Source organism: Secundilactobacillus silagei JCM 19001 (assembly GCF_002217945.1).
Taxonomy (GTDB): domain Bacteria; phylum Bacillota; class Bacilli; order Lactobacillales; family Lactobacillaceae; genus Secundilactobacillus; species Secundilactobacillus silagei.
In genome coordinates this window covers 23946-47522 of the sequence record NZ_BCMG01000004.1, presented here as the reverse complement: position 1 = coordinate 47522, position 23577 = coordinate 23946, and the positions used below count along the sequence as shown (strand labels likewise).

At 45.5% G+C, this 23577-nt stretch carries 29 protein-coding genes, 1 other RNA gene and 1 other annotated feature; of the genes, 4 read left to right on the top strand and 26 right to left on the bottom strand.

Annotation, left to right across the window (positions count from 1 at the left end; genetic code table 11):
* Positions 1–46: 46 nt before the first annotated feature.
* The 12 genes from CES79_RS04625 to tadA form a co-directional block, all read right to left on the bottom strand.
* Positions 47–823, bottom strand: coding sequence for an acyl-[acyl-carrier-protein] thioesterase (locus tag CES79_RS04625; protein ID WP_089136461.1), 777 nt, complete (start codon positions 821–823; stop codon positions 47–49).
* A 19-nt stretch (positions 824–842) separates the two neighbouring features.
* Entirely contained in the window at positions 843–1733 is an 891-nt protein-coding gene (gene rsmI, locus CES79_RS04620; protein ID WP_089136460.1) for a 16S rRNA (cytidine(1402)-2'-O)-methyltransferase, read from the bottom strand.
* Positions 1734–1748: 15 nt separating this feature from the next.
* Positions 1749–2087 carry a DNA replication initiation control protein YabA gene (locus CES79_RS04615; RefSeq protein ID WP_054654172.1) on the bottom strand — a complete coding sequence of 113 codons (339 nt, stop codon included), beginning with the start codon at positions 2085–2087 and terminating at the stop codon, positions 1749–1751.
* A gap of 64 nt (positions 2088–2151) precedes the next feature.
* A complete protein-coding gene (gene holB, locus CES79_RS04610; RefSeq protein ID WP_089136459.1) occupies positions 2152–3171 on the bottom strand; it encodes a DNA polymerase III subunit delta' in 1020 nt (339 codons plus the stop codon).
* 11 nt (positions 3172–3182) lie between these two features.
* The gene (gene darA, locus CES79_RS04605) at positions 3183–3512 is read right to left on the bottom strand and encodes a cyclic di-AMP receptor DarA (RefSeq protein ID WP_054654173.1); all 330 of its coding nucleotides are present in this window, start codon (positions 3510–3512) and stop codon (positions 3183–3185) included.
* Positions 3513–3536: 24 nt separating this feature from the next.
* Positions 3537–4169, bottom strand: a complete 633-nt coding sequence (gene tmk / locus CES79_RS04600) for a dTMP kinase (protein WP_054654174.1) — start codon at positions 4167–4169, stop codon at positions 3537–3539.
* Between the two features lie 206 nt (positions 4170–4375).
* Positions 4376–4618, bottom strand: a complete 243-nt coding sequence (locus CES79_RS04595; protein ID WP_054654175.1) for a YaaL family protein — start codon at positions 4616–4618, stop codon at positions 4376–4378.
* 16 nt (positions 4619–4634) lie between these two features.
* Positions 4635–5234 (bottom strand): recombination mediator RecR, encoded by a 600-nt coding sequence (recR, locus tag CES79_RS04590; protein WP_089136458.1) that lies wholly within the window; start codon positions 5232–5234, stop codon positions 4635–4637.
* A 25-nt stretch (positions 5235–5259) separates the two neighbouring features.
* On the bottom strand, positions 5260–5574 hold the full coding sequence (locus CES79_RS04585) for a YbaB/EbfC family nucleoid-associated protein (protein ID WP_054654176.1): 315 nt from the start codon (positions 5572–5574) through the stop codon (positions 5260–5262).
* 30 nt (positions 5575–5604) lie between these two features.
* The gene (dnaX, locus tag CES79_RS04580; protein WP_054654177.1) at positions 5605–7347 is read right to left on the bottom strand and encodes a DNA polymerase III subunit gamma/tau; all 1743 of its coding nucleotides are present in this window, start codon (positions 7345–7347) and stop codon (positions 5605–5607) included.
* Positions 7348–7507: 160 nt separating this feature from the next.
* Positions 7508–7594: signal recognition particle sRNA small type (gene ffs / locus CES79_RS04575), an RNA gene on the bottom strand.
* Positions 7595–7650: 56 nt separating this feature from the next.
* On the bottom strand, positions 7651–8151 hold the full coding sequence (gene tadA, locus CES79_RS04570) for a tRNA adenosine(34) deaminase TadA (RefSeq protein ID WP_225362321.1): 501 nt from the start codon (positions 8149–8151) through the stop codon (positions 7651–7653).
* A 206-nt stretch (positions 8152–8357) separates the two neighbouring features.
* Between tadA and nrdH the strand changes: the two genes are divergently transcribed.
* From nrdH to CES79_RS04550, 4 genes are all read left to right on the top strand, one after another.
* Positions 8358–8585 carry a glutaredoxin-like protein NrdH gene (gene nrdH, locus CES79_RS04565; RefSeq protein ID WP_089136456.1) on the top strand — a complete coding sequence of 76 codons (228 nt, stop codon included), beginning with the start codon at positions 8358–8360 and terminating at the stop codon, positions 8583–8585.
* 98 nt (positions 8586–8683) lie between these two features.
* The gene (gene nrdE, locus CES79_RS04560) at positions 8684–10855 is read left to right on the top strand and encodes a class 1b ribonucleoside-diphosphate reductase subunit alpha (RefSeq protein WP_089136455.1); all 2172 of its coding nucleotides are present in this window, start codon (positions 8684–8686) and stop codon (positions 10853–10855) included.
* A gap of 58 nt (positions 10856–10913) precedes the next feature.
* A complete protein-coding gene (gene nrdF / locus CES79_RS04555) occupies positions 10914–11870 on the top strand; it encodes a class 1b ribonucleoside-diphosphate reductase subunit beta (protein WP_054654179.1) in 957 nt (318 codons plus the stop codon).
* Positions 11871–12023: 153 nt separating this feature from the next.
* Positions 12024–12959 (top strand): BsuBI/PstI family type II restriction endonuclease, encoded by a 936-nt coding sequence (locus CES79_RS04550; RefSeq protein ID WP_159459458.1) that lies wholly within the window; start codon positions 12024–12026, stop codon positions 12957–12959.
* A gap of 71 nt (positions 12960–13030) precedes the next feature.
* Here CES79_RS04550 and rplL read toward each other — a convergent pair whose 3' ends face one another.
* The 14 genes from rplL to CES79_RS04480 all read right to left on the bottom strand — a co-directional run bounded on the left by rplL (position 13031) and on the right by CES79_RS04480 (position 23575).
* On the bottom strand, positions 13031–13396 hold the full coding sequence (rplL, locus tag CES79_RS04545) for a 50S ribosomal protein L7/L12 (RefSeq protein WP_054654182.1): 366 nt from the start codon (positions 13394–13396) through the stop codon (positions 13031–13033).
* Between the two features lie 47 nt (positions 13397–13443).
* Positions 13444–13950, bottom strand: coding sequence for a 50S ribosomal protein L10 (gene rplJ / locus CES79_RS04540; protein ID WP_054654183.1), 507 nt, complete (start codon positions 13948–13950; stop codon positions 13444–13446).
* 21 nt (positions 13951–13971) lie between these two features.
* Positions 13972–14096, bottom strand: a sequence feature (ribosomal protein L10 leader region).
* Between the two features lie 52 nt (positions 14097–14148).
* The gene (gene rplA / locus CES79_RS04535) at positions 14149–14841 is read right to left on the bottom strand and encodes a 50S ribosomal protein L1 (RefSeq protein ID WP_054654184.1); all 693 of its coding nucleotides are present in this window, start codon (positions 14839–14841) and stop codon (positions 14149–14151) included.
* Positions 14842–14937: 96 nt separating this feature from the next.
* Complete coding sequence (gene rplK / locus CES79_RS04530; protein ID WP_089136453.1) at positions 14938–15363, bottom strand: 50S ribosomal protein L11; 426 nt, start codon at positions 15361–15363, stop codon at positions 14938–14940.
* Positions 15364–15493: 130 nt separating this feature from the next.
* Entirely contained in the window at positions 15494–16042 is a 549-nt protein-coding gene (gene nusG / locus CES79_RS04525; protein WP_089136452.1) for a transcription termination/antitermination protein NusG, read from the bottom strand.
* Positions 16043–16157: 115 nt separating this feature from the next.
* Positions 16158–16334, bottom strand: a complete 177-nt coding sequence (secE, locus tag CES79_RS04520) for a preprotein translocase subunit SecE (protein WP_054654185.1) — start codon at positions 16332–16334, stop codon at positions 16158–16160.
* A 30-nt stretch (positions 16335–16364) separates the two neighbouring features.
* Positions 16365–16514 (bottom strand): 50S ribosomal protein L33, encoded by a 150-nt coding sequence (gene rpmG, locus CES79_RS04515; RefSeq protein WP_089088234.1) that lies wholly within the window; start codon positions 16512–16514, stop codon positions 16365–16367.
* 71 nt (positions 16515–16585) lie between these two features.
* Positions 16586–17164, bottom strand: a complete 579-nt coding sequence (locus CES79_RS04510; RefSeq protein ID WP_054654186.1) for a sigma factor — start codon at positions 17162–17164, stop codon at positions 16586–16588.
* 197 nt (positions 17165–17361) lie between these two features.
* Complete coding sequence (locus CES79_RS04505; protein WP_089136451.1) at positions 17362–17904, bottom strand: NYN domain-containing protein; 543 nt, start codon at positions 17902–17904, stop codon at positions 17362–17364.
* A gap of 18 nt (positions 17905–17922) precedes the next feature.
* Complete coding sequence (gene rlmB / locus CES79_RS04500) at positions 17923–18693, bottom strand: 23S rRNA (guanosine(2251)-2'-O)-methyltransferase RlmB (protein ID WP_054654187.1); 771 nt, start codon at positions 18691–18693, stop codon at positions 17923–17925.
* Positions 18683–19105: a Mini-ribonuclease 3 gene (locus CES79_RS04495; protein WP_054654188.1), complete on the bottom strand. Its 423-nt coding sequence runs from the start codon at positions 19103–19105 to the stop codon at positions 18683–18685. Before CES79_RS04495 ends, rlmB begins: the two co-directional genes overlap by 11 nt.
* The gene (gene cysS / locus CES79_RS04490) at positions 19102–20526 is read right to left on the bottom strand and encodes a cysteine--tRNA ligase (protein ID WP_089136450.1); all 1425 of its coding nucleotides are present in this window, start codon (positions 20524–20526) and stop codon (positions 19102–19104) included. Before cysS ends, CES79_RS04495 begins: the two co-directional genes overlap by 4 nt.
* A 200-nt stretch (positions 20527–20726) precedes the next feature.
* Entirely contained in the window at positions 20727–22220 is a 1494-nt protein-coding gene (gene gltX, locus CES79_RS04485; protein ID WP_089136449.1) for a glutamate--tRNA ligase, read from the bottom strand.
* Positions 22221–22393: 173 nt separating this feature from the next.
* Positions 22394–23575, bottom strand: coding sequence for a PIN/TRAM domain-containing protein (locus CES79_RS04480; RefSeq protein ID WP_089136448.1), 1182 nt, complete (start codon positions 23573–23575; stop codon positions 22394–22396).
* Positions 23576–23577 lie beyond the last annotated feature (2 nt).

Genomic DNA, 23577 nt, shown 5'->3' with positions numbered 1-23577 from the left:
TCATTCTTCAGCCATTATCATACACCTAAGCCTAATTGTCTGCCACCTACGCCTGATCAGTATGATTAGTAATCGGTTCCCAGTGAAATTCTGCTTCGGTAGCGACTTCGCCGTTTTCCATCACAATTCGGTGTTTAGTCATAATGGTTTCCGGTACATCGGTCATTAAAGTCGCTTCACTGGTCACCATGTGGTGATACTGAACCTCATTTTCAAACCGAATATTGATTCCGGTTAGATTATGCCGGGTCAAAAAACTCATGGGCAGCGCATCTAACAGCCAGTCAAAGTAGTGTGCGTTATTCACGTGACCGTTACCGTCAATATCAAAGTAACGTACCTGATATTTTTTAGTCATTAACTGATCTGAATCCGTCAGCCGTTTCGGCCGCGATATCCGGGGAATCATTTTGACTTCTTCTGAATTAAACGGTGCAATGACCGCTTCTGGAATCGTCACGAGCTTACGTGTTTCATGGTTCATCGTGACCCAGATGCTTTCAACGTGAACGCATTCCTTACCAGCACTGTCATGGACCCAAAATTCCCGAAACGCAAAGTAACGGTTATAGCAGGTCGCCTGAGTCGATAGCTTAACGGTCTCCCCCACCTTGGGCAGTCGGGTAATGTCCATCTTGTACTGCGTAACGACCCAGCCAATCCCCAATTTAGCCACCGACTCCGCACCAACGCCCAAAGCATCCGTTTGGTCTTCCGATGCCAAAATGATCATGTTGACCAGCATCGCCGGTGTCACGGTATTGGTGACATCCGTTTCATAAAAGGTAATCTGATGTTTTTCTGAAAAGATATTTGCACCCATTCGGTTCTCTCCTATTTTTTTAATTCTGATCAAGATGATGATAGATCTGATAAACTTCCTGCTTTTTTAATTGCCGTAAATGTGCGACCTGCTTGATTGCATCATTGGGTCTTAACCCGGTGTTGATCAGCTGATCCACGTGGGCTTCAATACTGAGGTTACTATAATCCGGCTTCGCAGCCGTTTCTTGTTCGCCATTGGGATTGCCGCTAACGATCACGACAAATTCGCCGCGAACCTGATCTGATTGCTGCGCCCATTCCAGTAGTTCGCTTAAAGGACCGCGCAAAAACTGTTCGTGCTTTTTAGTGAGCTCACGACATAGTGCAGCCTCACGCTTTTCGCCGTACACGTCAACTAAATGCTGCAGTGTTTTAGCTAACCGGTGCGGTGCTTCATAGAAAATCTGGCTTTCCGGCCGATTTTTAAGTGCTTCCAGTTCTGCTACTTGAAGTTTGGGCTTCCGGTCCAAAAAGCCGTAAAAGTAAAACGGCTGCGGGTCAAGCCCAGAAGCAATCAGCGCTGTTAACCCGGCGTTGGCCCCCGGTAGCGGAACTACCGGAATATTTTCTTCAATACAGGCAACCACCAGTTCATGACCTGGGTCGCTGATTGATGGCATACCGGCATCACTGGCCTGGGCCAGATTCTTGCCTGCCAACAGCTTGGCCACGAGCTGTGGGATACGTTCTTGGGTGTTATGTTCATGAAAACTAATTTGCGGTGTTTCAATGTGAAAGTGATTGAGTAATTTTTGGGTGTTACGCGTGTCTTCAGCTGCAATCAGGTCAACTTGTTTTAAAACGTCGACGCTGCGGAAAGTCATATCGCCCAAATTACCAATCGGTGTTGGCACTAAATAAAGCGTGCCGGTTTGATTTTGTTTTGAAAAGCTTAATTGAGATTGCAAACTGGATCCTCCTTATTAACGTTCACCATAGATCACATCTAAACAAAAAGCACAGGGCTCATCGTCTTCGCGTCGTTTACCATATTCAAAGTTGCAGACGTGAAACCCTTCTTCGTATAATTTTTCGAGATTTTGCCGTGACTTTGACAGCTGCGGTTCAGCGTTACCGCTGTTGATGGCTTCATTGTGATCAGCACGCATCACTTCACGCAAATGCTGATTTTCAATTTTCAGTTCCGCATTTTGTTCCAACGTCTTGGTGACTTCGTCTTGAACGTGTTCAAATTTCGAGATCATTTCCATCATTTCGGCCTGTAAATCTTTCAGCTCCTCATAAACATCCCGCTTTGCCAAGATTGCACCCTCTTTAATTATTCATTATGTAATGGATGTTCCGTTAAGAAAACATCCGCAAGCCCTAAGCTTTCTGCTTCATGTCAGCTAAGATCTGCAACGTTAAGGTTTCTAAAATACTTTGAATATTCATATTACCCGCCAGTGCCTTTTTAGTGTTCAGCACCGCCGTTAAGATCACCAGCAACTGCTGTCTGGTCAATAATCGTGCCAGCTCCGCCATCGTCGTCTGGAGTTCCGGAAAATCAGATTGGCTCTTGTCCGACAGATACTTAGCCTGCAACGTATTTTGCCATAACAACACGATGACGTCTAAGATCACCGCTTGATGATCCCGGTCATGAGCCAATGGCATTAGCCCCGTCTGAACGGTCACAAAGGCCATCTCATCGTGTTTCGCCAACTGGGTAAACCAGCGGCTCAGTTCGTGCTGGCAATGAGCCAGCCAATCATCGGCGACTAATTGTTCCGCTTCATCAAGGCTATTGGTCAACCCAACCAGTAGCGGAATCTGATTTTCAGAAATGTGCTGCTGACGCAAACTATCAGCAAAGGCATCGGCTGACAGTGGTGGAAATTCCACAATCTGCGTTCGCGATAAGATCGTCGATAACATCATACTCTTATTGGTGGTCAATAAAAAAATGACCCGGTTAGCGACGGGTTCTTCAATGAATTTTAACAGCCCATTAGCCGCGTTAGTCGTTAGCGTTTCGGCACCTTCAATGATGAAGACCTTCGTTGAGCCCTCCACCGGACTTTTAGCAAACTCGTCTTTAATATACCGAACCTGATCGATCTTAATGCGCTGACCATCGGGTTCCACGATGACGACGTCGGGATTATCACCAGCCAAAATTCGGCCGCATTCCGCGCAATGGCCGCAAGGCATCCCATCCGCGTTTGGTTGCTCACAAAATAACCGCATAGCAACAACCTGGGCTACCGCCCGTTTGCCGCAGCCTGGCAGACCCGAAAACAGGTAGGCATGGCTGAGCCGATTAGTGGTCACCAGGTGAATAAAATGCTGCATTAAGTGCGGCTGCTTGGCTTCGGCTTGTTCAATTAAGTTTTGTTCTGCCACAGCTGCCTCCATTAAAATTGATGAAATTGTTCGATCGGTAGGACGAAAACTGTCGCTCCACCCACCTGAACTTCAACCGGATAACCGGACGTACTGTCCATTTGGGCATCGATATTGACTGGGGGTGTCATGAACTGCTGCCGGGTTCGCGACGTCTTATGGATCAGATCAAGAACTTCTTGAACCCGCTGATCGTCGATACCAATCATATAAGTCGTGTTACCAGACTTCAAGAACCCACCGGTAGTTGATAGCCGCGTTGCCCCAATACCAGCCTTCACAAATTCGCTGCGCAGGCGGTTGGCATCTTTGTCCTGCACGATTGCAATCACTAGCTTCATATCCAGAACCTCCCTCTCTGTCAGTTAACGCTGTTTCATCGCATTGGTAATTAACGTCATTGTCTGCTCGATCACGGTTGCCACTGGCTGAGTTGCGTCCACAGTTACGATGCGGTCGGGAAACTGCTTAGCTAATCGCAGATACGCAGCGCGAACCCGTTTATGAAAGCTAAGTGTTTCGGCATCGAGCCGGTCAACGTTTGCCCGGTGCGCTTTGATCCGTGCCAGACCAACTTCAGACGGCACATCCACGTAAACCGTGAGATCCGGTGTCAATCCTTCAGTAGCAAATTGGTTCATCTGAAAAACGGCGTCTTCACCGATCTGTCTGCCAGCACCTTGATACGCCACTGAACTGTCAACGAACCGGTCACATAAAACGACCTTATTGGCTGCCAACGCGGGCCGAATGGTTTCTTGAATCAGCTGTCGCCGAGAAGCCGCGTAGAGCAACGCTTCCGTGCGCACATCCATTTGCGTGTTTTTGGGATCCAAAATCAGGTTGCGAATGGCTTCCGAAATCTGATTACCACCTGGTTCACGGGTAACCAGAATGTCCGTGCGTTTTGCCGTCTTAAACTGTTCGGCAATCGCGCTTAGAACCGTGGTTTTCCCAGCGCCATCTGGCCCTTCAAACGTAATAAATAATCCTGCCACATTGGTTACCTCGCTTACAATAAATTACGGTGACAGCGTCCGCAATAACGCTTAAAACCATCACCGTTCGAAATGATACGACACTAGCAATTGTACTTGATTAGAGATAGGGAATCAAGCGCTTAGCAAGCCTCAGACTTTAGTAAAACCAGTCAAAAAGGCCGTGATATTTACCTGACTATCATCGGTAAAATCACGGCCTTTATTTAATGGTCAAAAACGGACGGCTGAATATGGTGTCCCTTCACATGACGCAAACGGGCTTCGCGGTATAAAAAGAGGTACTTTTGTCTCGCCAATGCCGTTTGTGCCGTAATTTCTTCATCGACATCCGCAATGGCAAATTCGGTCTGCTTGGCCTGATCCCACTCTTCTTTAGCGCGTTCGATCGTCGTTAATAACTGATCATCAAATCTTTGTCTAATGTGCTGCTTTCCCGCACCAAACAAGTTGTCACTTCCTTACTTACATTTCGGTTCGGCCTTCCACCGCTTTATAGAGCGTCATCTCATCAGCGTACTCGATATCTGAGCCAACTGATAAGCCATGGGCTAGCCGGGTCACTTTAATACCAGCCGGTTTGATCAGCCGCGACAGATACATCGCCGTTGCTTCACCTTCTGGCGTGGCGTTAGTCGCCACGATAACTTCCTTAACGGACTTGTTTGTCTGCAGCCGTTTAAGCAGGCTAGCCATGTTCAAGTCCTCTGGGCCCTTGCCTTCAATTGGCGACAAGACGCCGTTTAACACGTGGTATAGCCCGTGGTACTCCTTCATCTTTTCCATCGTCATGATGTCTTTAGCCTGTTCAACCACTAAGATCTGACTCTGATCACGGGTCTTATCTTGGCAAATATCGCAGGGATCATTTTCAGTTATATTACCGCAGATCGAACAAAAATGCAGGTCGCGCTTAGCCGAAATCAGTGATTTCGCGAATCGAGTCACGTCGTCACTGTCCATATCGATGGTAAAAAATGCCAACCGCGTGGCCGTCTTTTGTCCGATTCCTGGCAGCTTCATATAACTATCAATTAGTTGTGCAATTGGTTCTGGATATTGCATTGCTGCCATTCACTCCTTACGTCGACTACATTCCTGGAATGTTGTTCGTGTATTTACCTAAAGTCTGTTTACCTTCATCATCGATTTGTTTCAAAGCCGAGTTAACAGCCGCTAAAATTAAATCACTCAGCATATCGGGATCATCGGGATCGATTGCCTTCGGGTCAATTGTTAAATCCGTCATTTCCCGTTTTCCCGTGAAGGTCGCCTTAACCATCTCGTCGGGAGAAACCCCAGTATAAGACTTCGCTTCCATGACTTTTTGTTCCTCAGCCAACTTCTTTTCCATCTTTTTCATTTGTTTCATCATGTTGCCCATGTTTCTATTTCCACGCATCATAGTTCTTTACCATCCTCTGTATTATTATGGTTAATCTGCTTTAACATCAATAACATCATCGCCAAACAGTTCTTTGGCTTTATCCACCACCGGCTCAGTCGTGGCTGGTGCAGGTTCATCTTCAGACTGATCATCAGTCTGAGCTGTGTCGTCAGTTCCCTGATCACTTTGTGCGGTCACCTGATGCTGCTGCAAATAGGTTTTACGAATTTGCGGCCATTGATCAGTGGGCACGAAGACCAGCTTTGGCACCTTGTGGGTCAGTCGGTCCAACCCATTTTCCAGCGCATCATTCAATTCTTGATCAGCGTTTGCCCGCTGCTGCAAAAAGGCGTAGTCAAACGCGATAATTGCACCGTCCGGACTGGCAGCCACCGGCTTAGAGACCCCCATGATCGACCGTTGTGGAATCGACAAAATGTTCATTAAGTCGGACCAAACTTCCTGCAGCGCTGACAGATCTTTGCGGGTAGCTGCTCCAAGAATTGGATAGACCAGACTCAAGTTAACTTGGGTCCGCTTCGGCTTAGCTGTTGGTTTCGGAACGGCCGGACGCTGACTGGCTGCTGCAACTGCCGGTGCCTTTTGCAAGTCAGCCACCGTCTTTTTCAGACTGCTGATTTCATTCTCCAAGCGCTCGACCACCGCATTATCAACTTGACCGGTCGCAGCGGTTTGACTGGGCTGATCCTGACGTCCCGCCAAGCGCACCGTCAGGACTTCTAGGTAAACATCTTCATGGGTCGTAAAACGCATTTGCTGTTGGATATCGTTTAAATCATCAATAATATCGTATAGCTGCTGCGGTTTAATGGCCGTTGCCAACTGTTTGAAATCCGAATCGACCTGGTCCATTTCAATCTGGGTCACCAGTTCTGGTGACTGTTGATAGAGCAGCAGATCACGGGTCAGGTTAACGAGATCTTCCGTAAACCGCTCTGGGTCTTTCCCATCGTCTAAGATCTCTTGGACCGTCATCAGGGCTTTTTGCGTCTCCTGCTGCGTCACCTGAGTCAGATACGTTACCAGCAGTTGCTTGCGAACCGCCCCAGTGACTAAGAGCGCATTATCCAGTGTAACCGTGTCATCGCCAAATGAGATGACCTGATCTAGGATACTCAAAGCATCCCGCATACCGCCTTCAGAAGCCTTCGCAATCACTTTCAGCGCTTCATCGTCGTATTGCAGGTGCTTTTCCTTTAGAATATAAGCCATTCTTGACAGACTGTCTTTAGCTTGAATCTGTTTAAAATCAAACCGCTGGGTCCGCGAAATGATCGTGGCCGGAATTTTATGCGGTTCGGTCGTGGCCAGAATGAAAATCACGTTTGCCGGTGGTTCTTCCAAGGTTTTTAACAACGCATTAAAGGCCCCGGTGGACAGCATATGAACTTCATCAATGATGTAAACTTTATATTCCGCCTCAGTTGGGGCGTACTTCACTTTATCACGAATATCGCGGATCTCTTCTACCCCGTTATTAGAGGCAGCATCGATCTCGATCACGTCATTTAACGTGCCCTTGGTAATTGCCTTGCAGGTATCACACTCATTACAAGGCTCACCATCTTTTTGATTGGGACAGTTCACCGCCTTGGCAAAAATCTTTGCCATCGAGGTTTTCCCCGTTCCCCGTGGCCCTGCAAACAGGTAGGCGTGACTAATTTGTTTAGTTTTAACGGCGTTTTTCAAAGTCTGGGTGATCAGTTTTTGGCCGATCACTTCGTCAAATCGCTGTGGCCGCCACACCCGGTATAAGGCTTGGTAACTCATGACTATTTCCCTCGATTCTTTTGGGTTAACTCGTAAAACTCACTGATAAACATTATATAGTGTTTATTGGTTAAATACTATACATTCAGATCGTTAAAAATTGTATAAGAAGAGGACGGTAACAAAACTCAACGTTTTGTCCCGCCCTCATTAAGGTCATATAAACTTGGAGCACAAAGTCACACATACTTAGTGCTGCTTCCTTCCGGACCTGACACGATTCGTAAGGTCACCCTTGCCCCAAGGCCTTGCGGCAACTTCTACTTTACCATATTTAAAATGTGAATGCTAGTCATAATCGCATTATCCTAACGGTTTATTGGCGCGCTGCTTTTTTTGGCGCTTATTGCGCTTGCGAGCCGCTTTAAAAAACGCTTTTAAAACCGCCCCAGACTGCGCTGCCAGCACGCCTTCTGTCACGGCCACCTGATGGTTCAGCCGGGCGTCATTTAATAAACTATATAGTGACGCTACTGCACCGGCCTTGGGATCACGGGCGCCAAACACCACCCGGTCAATGCGTGAATTAATGATCGCCCCGCTGCACATGATACATGGCTCGAGTGTGACGTACAGCGTGCAGTCGACTAACCGCCAGCTATGCAGACACTGGTTGGCTTCACTAATGGCCATCATTTCGGCGTGGTCATCGGCTAGTTGGCTGTGCTCACGCAGATTATGACCCCGGCCAACAATTCGGCCGTCGTGAACGATCACCGCACCAATTGGAACCTCGCCGATCAAGGCAGACTTGTGGGCCTCTAACAAGGCTTCTTGCATATATTGTTCATCAACTGTTATGATTGCATTTCCCCTTTAACTACTGGACATCGTTATCGAAAATATTTTTTACTGACTAAAAGTAATTAGAATGACTGCTACTGCCCCATATTTAGTGTTCATTGTTTTAGCTAGACACAAAATATAGGGGTCTGATAGTTGAATTTTTGGCTGACTAGTGTAAACTCTATTTATCGAGATTACCAAGATTACATAGGAGTGTGACTGATATGGCAAAAGTAACGGTATATTCAAAAAACAACTGCATGCAATGCAAAATGACTAAACGATTCTTAACGGAACATCACGTCGACTTTATTGAACACAACATTAATGAAGATCCGCAGTACGTTGATTATCTCAAGGGTCAGGGGTTTCAGTCCCTGCCCGTTATTGAAACTGCTGATACGCAATTTAGCGGTTTTCGACCAGATCAATTGCAAAAACTGGCCATTTAACATACGCAGGCATAGGGTGGCGTATTCTGGATACCAGAAAACGCCGCCTTTTTATTCTACAGAATTTCATCCCAATAGAAAAGAGTGAGCTGGTTAAAATGAGCTTAAAAGACCTTAAAGACGTCACCTATTACGACCTCAACAACGAAATCAATATTCCGGTCAACGGTCAGATCCCGCTAAATAAGGATCAAGAAGCATTGCAGGCGTTTTTGACCCAAAACGTTGAACCGAACACCAAAAAATTTGCCTCGCTAAAGGACCGCTTCGATTACCTATTGGCAAATGATTACATCGAGACTGATTTCTATCATAAATACCAATTTGAGTTTATTCAATCATTATACGCTTATCTTAAATCTCAGAACTTTCATTTTAAGACCTTTATGGCTGCCTATAAATTTTACGCGCAGTATGCTCTGCGGACCAACGACAACGACTATTATCTGGAAAACTACATCGACCGGGTTGCCATGAACGCCCTGTACTTTGCTGACGGTGACGAACACCTCGCCATGGACCTCGCAGACGAAATGATTCACCAGCGTTACCAGCCAGCAACGCCGAGTTTTCTAAACGCCGGTCGCAAGCAGCGTGGGGAACTGGTATCGTGTTTCTTGATTCAAACCACTGATGATATGAATACCATTGGCCGGACGATCAACTCCGCACTGCAACTCTCAAGAATTGGCGGCGGTGTTGGCATCAACTTATCCAACCTGCGTGGTGCCGGCGACCCCATCAAAAACATTGAAGGTGCGGCCAGTGGTGTGGTCCCCGTCATGAAATTACTGGAAGACAGTTTTTCCTACTCCAACCAGTTGGGTCAGCGGCAAGGGGCTGGGGTGGTCTACCTCAGTGTCTTCCACCCAGACATCATTGCGTTTCTATCAGCTAAAAAGGAAAACGCGGACGAAAAGATTCGGCTCAAGACCTTGTCATTAGGCATTACTGTACCGGATAAATTCTATGAGCTCTGCCGCGACAATCAGAACATGTACCTGTTTAGCCCCTACGATGTTGAACGCGAATACGGCGTTCCGTTTAGTTACGTTGATATCACTAAAGAATATGACAACATGGTGGCCAATGATTCGATCCGCAAAAAGCAGCTGCCTGCCCGGGAACTGGAAACTGAAATCGGTAAGTTGCAGCAGGAATCCGGCTACCCTTACATCATTAACATTGATACCGCTAACCGGGACAACCCCATTGATGGTCGCATCGTGATGAGTAACCTCTGTTCCGAAATTTTACAGGTTCAAACACCCTCAACCGTTGATAACACCCAGACCTACGTTCAAATGGGCCGCGATATTTCCTGCAACTTGGGCTCGACCAACATTGTCAATCTAATGCAAAGTCCCGATTTTGGCCACTCAGTGGAGACCATGGTGCGGGCATTAACCTTCATCACTGATCATTCCGATATTGACGTTGTCCCATCGATTCAAAACGGCAATAAACTGGGCCACACGATTGGCCTTGGCGGCATGGGCCTGCACAGTTTCTTCGCTAAAAATAAAATGATGTACGGCGATCCCGACACCATCGAATTTACCAACATTTACTTTATGTTACTGAACTACTGGACCTTAGTTGCTTCTAATCAAATCGCTAAGGAACGCCACACTACCTTTTATAACTTTGAGAAGAGTGCTTACGCTGATGGCAGTTATTTCGATAAATACACCAACCAAAACGGCGAATTCATACCTCAATCTAATAAAGTAAAATCACTATTCAAGGACATCTTCATCCCGACTGCTGAAGACTGGGAAAGCCTCAAACAAGCGGTCATGAAGGATGGGCTGTATCACCAAAACCGTTTGGCAGTTGCCCCCAACGGCTCAATTTCATACATCAATGACACCACTGCCAGTCTGCACCCCATCATTAACCGGATCGAAGAACGGCAGGAAAAGAAAATCGGTAATATTTACTACCCAGCGCCTTATCTTTCAAACGAAACGTTACCTTACTACAAATCCGCCTATGATACGGATATGCGAAAAGTGATCGACGTCTACGCTGCTGCCCAGCAACACGTTGATCAAGGGATGAGCATGACCCTCTTTATGCGTTCAACGATTCCAGAAGGTCTGTATGAGTGGAAGAACGGCCGGACTAACAAGATGACCACCCGTGATTTGAGTATTTTGCGCAATTACGCCCACAAAAAGGGTCTTAAGTCGATTTACTATGTCCGGACATTTACGGACGATGAAGGCGAAATCGGTGCTAATCAGTGTGAGAGCTGCGTCATTTAAGCTGTGTGCTTGTAGTCATATCGTCAGCGTTATAGTTAGACGCTAAAGGAGAATACTAATGACAGAATCATATCATGCAATCAATTGGAACGCAGTGGACGATCAAATTGATAAGGCCACTTGGGAAAAGTTAACGGAACAGTTTTGGCTAGATACCCGGATCCCGCTTTCAAATGATCTGGACGACTGGCGAGGACTTGATGACACGCATAAATGGGTCGTTGGTCACGTCTTTGGTGGGCTGACCTTACTTGATACCCTGCAGTCACAAGATGGCATGGCATCACTAAGAAAGGACACTCAGACCCAGCATGAAATGGCTGTGCTGAATAACATTCAATTCATGGAGTCAGTTCATGCCAAAAGCTATTCATCGATCTTTACAACCTTAAATACGCCAGATGAGATCGATGAGATTTTTAATTGGAGCGATACGGAAGAATTTTTACAAAACAAAGCGTTGCGAATCCGTGATCTGTATCATGATGACAATCACCCCTTGAAGAAAAAGATTGCCAACGTGTTCTTGGAAACCTTCCTCTTCTACTCCGGCTTCTTCACCCCACTCTATTATCTGGGACACAACAAGCTGGCCAACGTTGCAGAAATTATCAAACTAATTCTCCGTGATGAATCCGTTCATGGTACCTACATTGGCTACAAATTCCAAATTGGCTACAACCAATTAGGTGAGAACGAACAGCAGGACTTGAAAGACTGGATGTTCAACTTCTTGTACGAACTGTACGAAAACGAAGAAAAGTACACCCACTTAGTTTACGACCAAGTGGGCTGGACAGATGAAGTCTTGACCTTTATTCGCTACAACGCTAATAAGGCCCTGATGAACCTCGGGCAAGACCCCCTGTTCCCCGATACGGCCGATGATGTTAATCCAATCGTTATGAATGGTATTTCAACCACCACTGCCAATCATGACTTCTTCTCGCAAGTGGGTAACGGCTACCTGCTAGGTAACGTTGAAGCCATGCAAGACGGTGACTACGATATCTAAAGTTTAAACGCTATGGCTTCCAACCAATGGAAACCATAGCGTTTTTTTGGCAATTAAAACGGTCATCACCGTAATCGCTTTCAAAAAACTGCTGATGGCCTGTAAACTACTGTTATAATGAGTATGAAGAAACTAATTTATTGGAGGACTATAATGGCCAAACTTGATGATACTGTTCAAATACTCAAAGACGTAAAATTTGATTCTAACCTAACCGCAAGTAATATGGCGGTCTTTTTTCTACTGGGAGCCACGCATTTGACCCCAGAAATGAAATGGTCTGACGCAACTAACCGTGGGATTCAAATTCGGCGAGCCCTATTTTTCCTGCAAAATATCTACGGCCTGCAATTCGATGAAAACACCCTCGAAGATTTTTACGAATTAGGCGCGCAAAGAATGCTAGCATTTGGCTTAAGCACTAACGACAGCACTAAAACGAAAACTGAACCGAAAGAAGCGCACTGGTTTTTGTCAGCCGATTTCTTTAAGTTAGTAACGGCTTACGGGACACCGCAATACCAGTCGCTGTTAGCCAGCTTTTTGAAACAGCATGCCGACTTAATCAATAGCCAGTCGCACCTCTCACATACCCCGCAGCTGACGATTGATTTTCAGGGCACCAATGCCGAGCAAATTAAATTGCCTAAAAATAATCATAACCAACTGAGTAAAGCGGTCTTGGAAAAGTTTGTCCCTAATTTTGCCGGGAAGGCCGAGTTACTGCACATCGCTGATGACCCCCAACGAGATTTGAAGGCCGAACAGCAGCGGTTAACCGAATTAGGCTTCTCATCGATACTGCCAGAAGCCATGCCCGATATTATCCTCTACGACCACGACCGTAACCGCTTATTCTTACTAACGGCCACACCTGCTGGTACAACGATCACTGGCAGCCATATCGAAATCATTAAAGAAGCTTATAGCGGAGATGCTGAATTAGTATTTGTTACCGTTCTCGCGGATGGGGACAGCTTTAAGAGCACCCTCGATGCCATCAACTGGGGCACTAAGATCTGGATCGCTACGATTCCAGAACACCTGGTTCATATGGATGAGGCGCATTTTATGGATCTGCCGGATTAGGTTTATCCAAAACTAGACAAAAAAACGCTGTGCAGAAATCTGCACAGCGTTTTTTTAACGGGTTCCTTAAATTACTTAAGGGTAACCACGCCACCAACGGCTTCAAGCTTAGCTTTAACGTCGTTAGCTTCGTCTTCTGTAACGCCTTCCTTGATAACTGAAGGTACGTTGTCAACAAGACCCTTAGCATCCTTTAAACCAAGACCAGTGATTTCACGGACAGCCTTGATAGCCTTAACCTTGGCGTCACCTGATTCAGTTAATTCAACATCGTATGAATCCTTAGTAGCACCGGCATCGTCGCCACCAGCAGCAACTGCAACTGGAGCAGCAGCTGAAACATCGAATTCGTCTTCGATTGCCTTAACGAGATCGTTTAAATCTGAGATTGACGCTTCTTTTAATGAAGCGATGATAGCATCTTTATCAAAAGCCATTTTTGTTTCCTCCATTTTATATTGAAATAGTTAGTTTTGTAACTGGGTTAGGCAGCTTCGCCGTCGTCACCCTTGTCAGCAACTGCCTTAACCGCACGCGCAATTTTACGCATTGGATCAGACAAGGCACTAGCAAGCATTGATAACAAGTCTTCACGACTTGGCATCGTAGCGTAAGTGTTGATTTCATCAATCGAAGCAATCTTGCCTTCAACCATACCACCCTTAAGGTTAAGGGAGTCATGTTCATCAGCAAACTTCTTCAAAACCTTAGCAGGTGCAATTGCATCTTCGTCAGAAAAGGCAACGGCAGTTGGGCCAGCAAACGTATCGTTTAATTCTGCGTAACCAGCTTTTTCTGCAGCACGGGTCAAGATCTTGTTCTTGATAACACTCATTGAAACACCGGCTTCACGTAATTGCTTACGTAAGTCAGTAACTTCTGCAACGGTTAAACCACGGTAGTCAACAACGATAGCTGTCTGAGCGTTGTTAAAACGTTCAGTCACTGCGTCAACTTCCTTAGCCTTGATTGCAACAGTTTCTTTACTCATTAGTTTCACCTCCTGAATTCTTTTAGGAATAAAAAATCCCTATGTCCGCCAGACATAGAGAGAAATGTAAACTAAATTCACATCTTCCTCGGCAGGTAAATTAAGGCTGACGCCACCTGAGTCTTGGGCAGAACAAATATCAACTTGTTAAGCATACCGAATGCTTAGCTAAAAGTCAATACGGGATTTTCTATTTAATTAAAGGGATGCGACATCAACGTTGACACTAGGGCCAAAGGTTGATGAGATCGATACGTGTTGTACGTAAGTCCCCTTAACAGCTGCAGGACGGGCTGAAAGAACCACGTTCGCAATCGTCTTCAAGTTTTCAACTAACTTGTCAGCGTCGAATGATACCTTACCAACAGGAACAGCAACGTTACCGTCACGGTCAGTCCGGTAAGTAACCTTACCAGCCTTAGAATCGTTAACAGCCTTCGTTACGTCCATGGTAACAGTACCAGTCTTAGGGTTAGGCATTAAGCCCTTAGGTCCAAGGACACGACCTAAACGACCAACTTGGGCCATCATATCAGGCGTTGCAATGGCAACGTCGAAGTCCAACCAGCCATCTTGAATCTTAGCAACTAAGTCGTCTTCACCAACAAAGTCAGCGCCAGCGGCCTTAGCTTCCTTAGCCTTGTCACCCTTAGCAAATACGATAACAGTCTGTTCCTTACCAGTACCATTAGGCAGAACAACCGCCCCACGGAGCTGTTGGTCAGCTTGCTTCGTATCTACGTTAAGCTTGAATGCAATTTCAACCGTTGCATCAAACTTAGCAAAATCCATTTTCTTAACCAAATCAACAGCTTCATCAAGCGCGTAGTTCTTTTCAGCTTCTACTTGCTTGACAGCGTCTTGATACTTTTTACCTCTTTTATGAGCCATCTTGTGAATTCCTCCTTGCAAATGTGGTTATAACGGCTTGGCCTCCCACTTGATACATTTGCTTTAACAAAGTATCCGTAGTGTTAGTAGCTGGGATTAACCTTCTACAGTGAAGCCCATGCTACGAGCAGTACCTTCAACCATGCGCATAGCTGCTTCTACGTCAGCAGCGTTTAGGTCTTGCATTTTGGTCTCAGCGATTTGCTTAACTTGATCTTTGGTTACCTTAGCAACCTTTTTCGTGTTAGGTTCGCCTGAACCATGTTCAACACCGGCGGCCTTCTTTAACAGAACGGCGGCTGGCGGAGTCTTAGTAACGAAGTCGAATGAACGATCTTCATATACCGTAATAACAACTGGAATAATCATCCCAGCTTGATCGGCAGTACGAGCGTTAAAATCCTTCGTAAAGCCCATGATGTTAATTCCGGCTTGGCCCAATGCTGGACCAACTGGGGGAGCTGGTGTTGCTTTACCCGCAGGAATTTGCAATTTTACAATGTTAGCTACTTTTTTAGCCACGAGACATACCTCCTTGAGTCCGTGTTGTGGTAAATGGAGAGCAGATTTCTCCTCCCACACGTGTATGCAAAAACATACTCATATAAACTACCACAATTATACCGAAAAGCCAAGTAATTCTTTAGATTATTTAGGCAACTGGGTCAACTTGGTCGAAATTCAGCTCAGCGCTGGTTTCACGACCAAACATATTAATGTTGACCTTAAGCTTTGCCTTTTCATGATCGATCTCGGTGATTTTACCTTCCATTCCTGAAAAGGCGCCATCCACGATTTTGACGGTGTCGTCAACATCAACGTCCAGATCTTCATGACGGCTGCTCATCCCTAATCGCTTCAAGATCAGTTCAACTTCATCGGGAAGCAATGGCGTTGGCTTTGAACCCTGACCATGAGAACCGATAAACCCGGTAACCCCTGGTGTGTTACGAACGATGTACCAAGCATCGTCGGTCATCACCATTTCAACCAAGACGTAACCTGGGAAGGTTTTATCCATCTTGATCTTTTCCTTACCGTTTTTAACCTCATGTTCCTCTTCTTCTGGGACAACTACCCGGAAAATGTAGTCTTGCATCCCCATTGATTGGGCACGTGATTCCAAGTTCAACTTCACTTTGTTTTCATAGCCAGAATAGGTATGCAGGACATACCATTGTTTTTCAGCTGATTCAACCATTTCGTTCCATCCTTTCCTAAAGGGACTGATACTGTCATTTAATCAAAATAAAAAAACTTCGACAGCGCGAAGTTTTCGTCCAAACTATTATAGCATAATTTACCGTCTAATGGCATTAGGCCAAGAACTTTAATCCTATTTGAATCAGGTAGTCAACCAGTCCTAAAAAGATCGCCATGGATAAAGCAACAAAAACCACGCTGCTTGTATCTTTTCGCGTCTGTTTGGCATCGGGCCAAGAAACCTGTTTCATTTCATCTTTAACAGCAACTAAAAATCTAAAAAAGCGCATGAGCTCCTCCTTACACCGGGCATTCGCGCGTTACCGGGTCTCCCGGTGTAACGTATGCTTACCACAATACTTACAGTACTTTTTTACTTCAAGTCGAACTTTCCGATTAGGACTAGCCGGTACCGTGTAGTTCCGGGATCCACAGACAGAACATGCCAACGCAACTTTCTTTTGAGCCACGTCTAACACCTCCTTATAGCAGTCTTCATATTAGCATTTACGTTAAGTATGTGTCAAGCAATGTCGGTAGCCTATTCGACCTGCAAGTGGCGCTTAATTTTACGTTTGATGCGCTCGTTGGCGTTATGGAATTGCGTATGGTCAAGCCCAAACCGGTTGCAAATCGCTTCTTCGGTGTCACCGGAAACCAGTGCGATCAAGACGGCCCTTTCCATTTTCGACATTTCCTTTTTAACAATATCGACCAGTCGCTGCCTAAAAATAATTAAATGATCGGAGGAAAATAACTGTTTATCCGCCAAGGTTTCCGCAAAGAAGGTTGGGTGCGCATCAATTGAAGTCATTGGTCCATTAGCCTTACGCTTTTTAGCATTGAGGCGACGGGCATGATCGTGCCGACGATTAATTAGGGCCGTTTTTAAATAACTCCCAAAGGCGTGGGTCCTAGATACGTCAAAGCGTAAAATGACTTCCCACAGCACGATTTTGGACTCTTGTTCCCAGTCCGCCGTTTCTAATTCCTGCAAATAATAACGGTTTTGAATACTTAAAACTAACGGTTCATAGCGTCTTATCAACTCTAGTAGCGCCTCTTCATTCCCATGACGCGCCTGCTCCACCAATATCCAATCTGCTTCATTGTTAATCATTTGGCTTCCTCCGTTGGCCTAATTTCATTATTAACAGCAGTATATCAACCAGCGTAATTGGTGCCTACCAAACAAGTTTCGCTATTTACCAAATTAAAAACAACCAATTTTTAATTTTAGGTTAGTAACATGGCTAAATTACAGTTCATGCCACTAGTCCAAAATTCAAATTGGCTGTTTTTTAAAATCACTTTTTTCTACTGGTCATCTGAGTGATGGTCGTCGCCCAAATGATCACGCAGTTTTTCTAGTTTTGACAGCTGCCCCTCATTCCACGGTGAGTGTCTGACCTGGCCCTTATCAGCAAACTTAACGGCTTGCGTATGGACCTCTTTTCTGGTGCGGTTAATATTAGTTAACAGCTCACCCGCAGGAATCCGTAGCGCTCCCGCTGAAAAAACGGTCCACTGTTCAGCCTGATCACTGGTGGCTACAGTGACTTGCGTAAAACGGTTTTGTTTTTGTTTGGTCAACGCTTCAATATATTCATCCGCGGTTTGATCCTGTCCCGTCCAAACGACCTCTAAGCCGTAATGATCATACTTTTTAGACATTCCGGGCACGTACATGGCATCAAAGACCACGATGGTTTCAATTTTTTGATACTTATGGTACTCAGATAAGATTGCCAGCAGATTATCCCGTGCTTCCTCCAGCCGGCCAGCTAACTTTAGCCGGGTCAGATCCGGCCAGTTACCGATCATATTGTAGGCGTCAACAATTAAAATATCTTTTTTCAATAGTCTCACCCGATCCGTTTAATTCAGCGGGTGACGAGAAGCAAAGGCCTGGTACATCAAAAGGCTGGCTGCCACGCTGGCATTCAAACTTTGAACATGCCCCACCATTGGAATCGTCAGCATCTCATCCACTGACTTTTTCAGCAGTGGCGAGATGCCCTTACCTTCATTGCCAATGATGATACCAACTGCGCCCTTAGCATCGAAGTGGCGATAATCGGTCCCGTCCATATCCGTACCAAAGATCCAAAGACCGCGGTCCTTCAATTCTTTAACCGTGTTCACTAAATTAGTTACCCGGGCAACCGGCACGTTTTCCATCGCGCCAGCAGAAGCCTTGCCCACAACACCGGTTAGGCCAACTGCACGGCGCTTGGGAATAATAATCCCGTGGGCGCCGACCGCATCGGCCGTCCGCATGATCGAGCCAAGATTATGGGGATCGTTAATGTTGTCCAAAATCAGGAAGAACGGTTGCTCATCGCGTTCCTGCGCCCGTTCAAATAGATCATCAATGGTGGCGTACTTATAAGCTGAGACCGCCAGTACGACCCCTTGATGGTTTTCGTGAGGTGCCAGCCGTTCCAGCTTAGATTTAGGAACCATTTGAATCACTAAAGACCGTTTCTTAGCTAATTTGATAATTTCACCGATCAGCTCATGTTTGAGCCCATCTTGAATAAAAACTTTGTTGATCTCCTGATCACTTTTTAACGCCGCAATTGCTGGATGGCGGCCAAAAATAAATTCAGAAGGTTCTTCTTCAGATGACTGTTCGTTATTTCTCATCGGGTAACCTCCCTGCTTCTACCTGTTCAATGCACCACTGCGCCATTTCAGCTAGACGATCGTGTTGATTGCTCAACGTCAAGTAGCCAAAAATCGCTTCAAATCCGGTAGAGATTCGATACGTCATCACACTGGTGTTTTTAGCATGCGTATAACTCTTAGCGTTACGGCCACGTTTGAAGTAGTACTCTTCTTCTTCGGTCCAGTAGTCATCCGCGTCCATTAACGTGATCAACCCAGCCTGAGCCTTCGCGGAAACGTACCGCGTCGCCTTATGCTGCAGTTTATTGGGCCGTGTTAGCCCCTGTTCAATTAAGTGGCGTCGAATGAAAACTTCATAGGTGGCATCACCCATGTAAGCCAAAACGACCCCGTTTAATTGCTGATAGTCTGATTGTGCCTGTTCACTCATACGTTTCCTTTCTCATCGTCTCTGTGCCAACGAGTCCCCTGAGGCGTGTCTTCAAGAACGATCCCCTGAGCCTTTAGCTGTTCACGGATCTCATCACTGCGTTCAAAATTACGGTTCTTCCGGGCTGCTAACCGTTCGTTGATCAGCGCCTCGATGCCGTCATCATTTAACGTTTCCTGCTTAAATTCAATGCCAAAAATGTTCACTAATTCGCTGAGCGTCTTAATGATAAACGACAGACTGTCCTTAAAGACTACTGGCCGTTCAGCATAAACGTTGCCCAGCTTGGCTAATTCATAGACTTGAGTGATCGCATTTTGAACGTTAAAATCATCGTCCATTTGGTCCACGAAATCCGCCTCGATCTGACGAATCTCCTGTTCGATCTTTGGATCACTGCCTGACTCAGCGTCTTTCAGCCGGTAATTCAGATTATTAAACGCCGTCTGCAGCCGTTTCAAATTATTTGATGCGTCGTCCAGATTACCCTGCGTATACTGAATTGGCCGGCGGTACTGCGTCGTAGCCATAAAGAACCGCAAGACCTGCGGATCAACGGTTTTCAAAATGTCGTGAACCGTCACAAAGTTCCCCAGCGATTTACTCATTTTTTCGTTTTCATCGCCAACGGTCACAAACCCGTTATGTAACCAATAGTTCGCAAACTTTTGACCGGTCTTAGCTTCACTTTGGGCAATTTCATTTTCGTGGTGCGGAAAAGTCAGATCTTGACCGCCACCATGAATGTCGAAGGTGTCACCCAGATACTTAGTCGACATAACTGAGCATTCAATGTGCCAGCCTGGCCGGCCCTTACCCCATGGTGAATCCCATGAGATCTCGTCGCCCTTGGCTGCTTTCCACAGTGCAAAGTCCACGGGGTCTTCCTTGCGACTCATTTCTTCTGGATCCGTGTGCTGACTGGCACCAACCTCCAAGTCATCAATGTTTTGATGGGATAGTTGGCCATAGTGGGCAAATTTGCGGGCGCGATAATACACGTCCCCCTCGGACTCATAACCATACCCCTTAGCAATCAGATCCTGAATAAATTCAATAATATCTTTAATGTTTTCAGTTGCTCTTGGATGTTTCGTTGCCGGTTCAATGTTGAGGGCCGTTGTATCTTTCATGAATTCCGCAATGAAGCGGTCAGCTATCGCTGGTACCGTCGTATGGGCTTCTTTAGCAGCCTTGATCATCTTATCATCAACATCCGTAAAATTAGACACGTACTGCACGTGGTAACCCTTATATTCAAAGTATCGGCGAATCGTGTCAAACGCAATGGCACTGCGCGCGTTGCCGATATGGATGTAATTGTAAACCGTTGGTCCGCAGACGTACATTTTTACAATTCCTGAAGTGATGGGCGTGAACACTTCTTTTTGTCGTGTGAGTGTGTTGAATACCTTAAGCATTGTGCGAACTCCTCTCTGATTAATCGTAAATCCATTTTATCATAATTATTCTAATAATTATTCTATCTCCCTATAAATTAATGGCATCATTACAATTAATTATGATTCAAAGCCTTACGATTAATGATTTTAACTTGCACTCACAAGAAAAGGGCTCGTTGCAGATTCTGATCTACAAGCAAGCCCTTTAGTCGTTTCAATTAGTTTTCGTTTAACTGTGCCAAGGTTTGTGCAACGTGCTCCAAAGTCTTGTCACGACCAACTAATTCAATTGATTCTGGTAATTCTGGTCCGTGCATTTCATGGGTAACGGCGATTCGGATCGGCATCCAAAGCTTCCGTCCCTTAATGCCGGTGTCTTTTTGAATATCTTTGATCGTTTTTAAGATCTTGACCTTGTCAAAAATCGGCAACTTCTTGATCCGTTCAGAGAATTCTTTCAGGACAACTGGTGCCGTGTCGTTAGAAATTTCGTCTAACGCCTCACCGCTGATTTTTTCAGGTTCCTGGAAGAAGACGCTGGCCATGTCGTTGATCTGCGCCATGTAGCTCATTTGCCGCTTATACAGGTTGATCAATTGACGTGCCCATTCAAGGGTCTTAGCATCCGGATTTTCGGGAATATTACCAGCTGCGATCAACTGCTGTAAAGCCAGGTCCACGACGACATCTTCGTCAGAAGTCTTCACGTACTGGTTGTTGATCCATTCCAACTTCTTCTTATCGAAAGTGGCTGGTGATTTGCTCAAACGCTTTTCGTCATACATCTTGACGAGTTCTTTCAGTGAGTAAATTTCGTCTTCGCCCACTGGTGACCAGCCAAGTAAGATAATGAAGTTCAGTAAAGCATCTGGCAAGTAACCTAACTTGCGGTACTGTTCGATAAACTGCAGAACGGTCTCGTCACGTTTAGATAACTTCTTACCCGTGTCTTTACTGATGATCAGACTCATATGACCAAACTTCGGCGGTGTCCAGCCAAAGGCTTCATAAACCATTAATTGCTTAGGGGTGTTAGCCACGTGATCATCACCACGGAAAACGTGTGAGATCTTCATCAAATGGTCATCCAAAACAACCGCAAAGTTGTAAGTTGGAATGCCATCAGCTTTGACAATGACAAAGTCACCGCCAATGGTATCAGAGTCAAAGGAAACCTTGCCCTTAACCATATCATCCCAAGCATAGGTCTTGTGTGCTGGCACGTGGAAACGAATCACTGGCTTCAAGCCCTTTGCTTCGGCTTTAGCCATTGCATCCTTGATCTCATCATCTGACATACCGGCATATTCGTATTCATAATGGGGCATCTCATGGCGGGCACGTTGTGCTTCACGATCTGCTTCCAATTCGTCTTCAGTACGGTATGACTTGTAGGCTTTACCTTCATCCAGCAACTGCTGAATGTAAGGTTTGTAGATGTCAAAACGTTCTGATTGACGGTATGGGCCGTATTCACCTGGCTTGTCAGGACCTTCATCCCAGTCAAGACCTAACCAGCGTAAATTATCGAGCTGACTCTTTTCACCATCAGCCACGTTCCGCTTTGTATCGGTATCCTCGATTCGAATAATAAACTTACCCTTGTAGTGACGCGCAAACAAGTAATTAAATAAAGCTGTCCGGGCGTTACCAATATGCAGATGGCCAGTAGGACTAGGTGCATAACGAACGCGAATTGAATCATTTGCCAATATCTATTCCGCCTCTTTCAAAATAGTTTGAGTTAAAAATTAACTCTGCTCGTCAACAAAGGGATACACCGCTTGATGCATCCCTTAGTTAACGTACACTTTCTACAATGTTTCAGTATACCAAAGAATCGCTATCTTTTCTAAGTGTACAATGGAACCTTCGAAAAGAAAAGTTAGTTTGACTTCTTCTGGTTATTTTTTGGTTTGTCTGAATTCTTTTTTGAGCTGTCATCGTCCTCATTGATCTCGTGAGTCGAGTGAGCCGGCTTAGCAAAGATCATCCGTCCGGCATCCGTTTGAATGGCTGACGTGACGATCACATCTAAGTGTTCATTCAGATAGAAGCGGCCGTCTTCAACGACCACCATGGTGCCATCATCCAGATAAGCAACCCCTTGCTGACGCTCGGTGCCTTTTTTGACCACCATCACGTCTAGGTGTTCACCCGGAATGACCCGCGGCTTCAAAGCGTTCGCCAACGCATTAATATTTAACACCTGCACCTTTTGGAATTCGATGACTTTGTTCAGGTTGTAATCATTAGTGACGATCACCCCATCGACTTCCTTGGCAAGCCGAATCAACTTACTGTCGACTTCGGAAATATCATCGTAGTCGCCTTCATACATTTCAACCGGAATGATATTTTCCTCACGCAGTTTGTTTAAGATATCCAGGCCACGACGACCACGGACCCGCTTAATACTGTCACTGGAATCAGCAATATACTGCAATTCATACAGGACAAAATTAGGTACTAATAACGTCCCCTCAATAAACCCGGTTTTAACTAGATCATAGATCCGGCCATCGATCAAAATGTTGGTATCCAAGATTTTGTAATGGTGGTAGTTCTTATCGATCGGCCGATCAATGATACTGTCACCGTCGTCCTCGTTCTTTTTACTCCGAAACGAAAACAGCTTCCGCCATTCGTCACGCTTGGTTGTCCCTAAGCGAAAACCCAGCCAACCAAATAAAATCATCAAGATGATGGGGACGACCCCACTGAAAATTGGTGAATTCAACCGGTATAACGGTGTCGAAATTAAAATCGCAAAAATCAATCCCACAATCGTGGAAATACTACCAAAAAGCAGATAAGCCGGACTTTTTGAGGTTAATGATTTCTCAAATCGATTGATTAGGCGTTCAAAATAACCTGAAAACAAAAGGGATAATAGCCAAAACACTAGCGCGCCAATGATGGCATTTGAGATTTCATTGTTAAACCACGTCCGGGTTGAATAACCAAAGCCTTGCCACATCAGCGGCAGATAAACAGCACCAAGTCCTAAACCAATAAACGCAAAAATTCCTTGAATAATCGCTCTTTTCTTACTAAATTTATTCAATT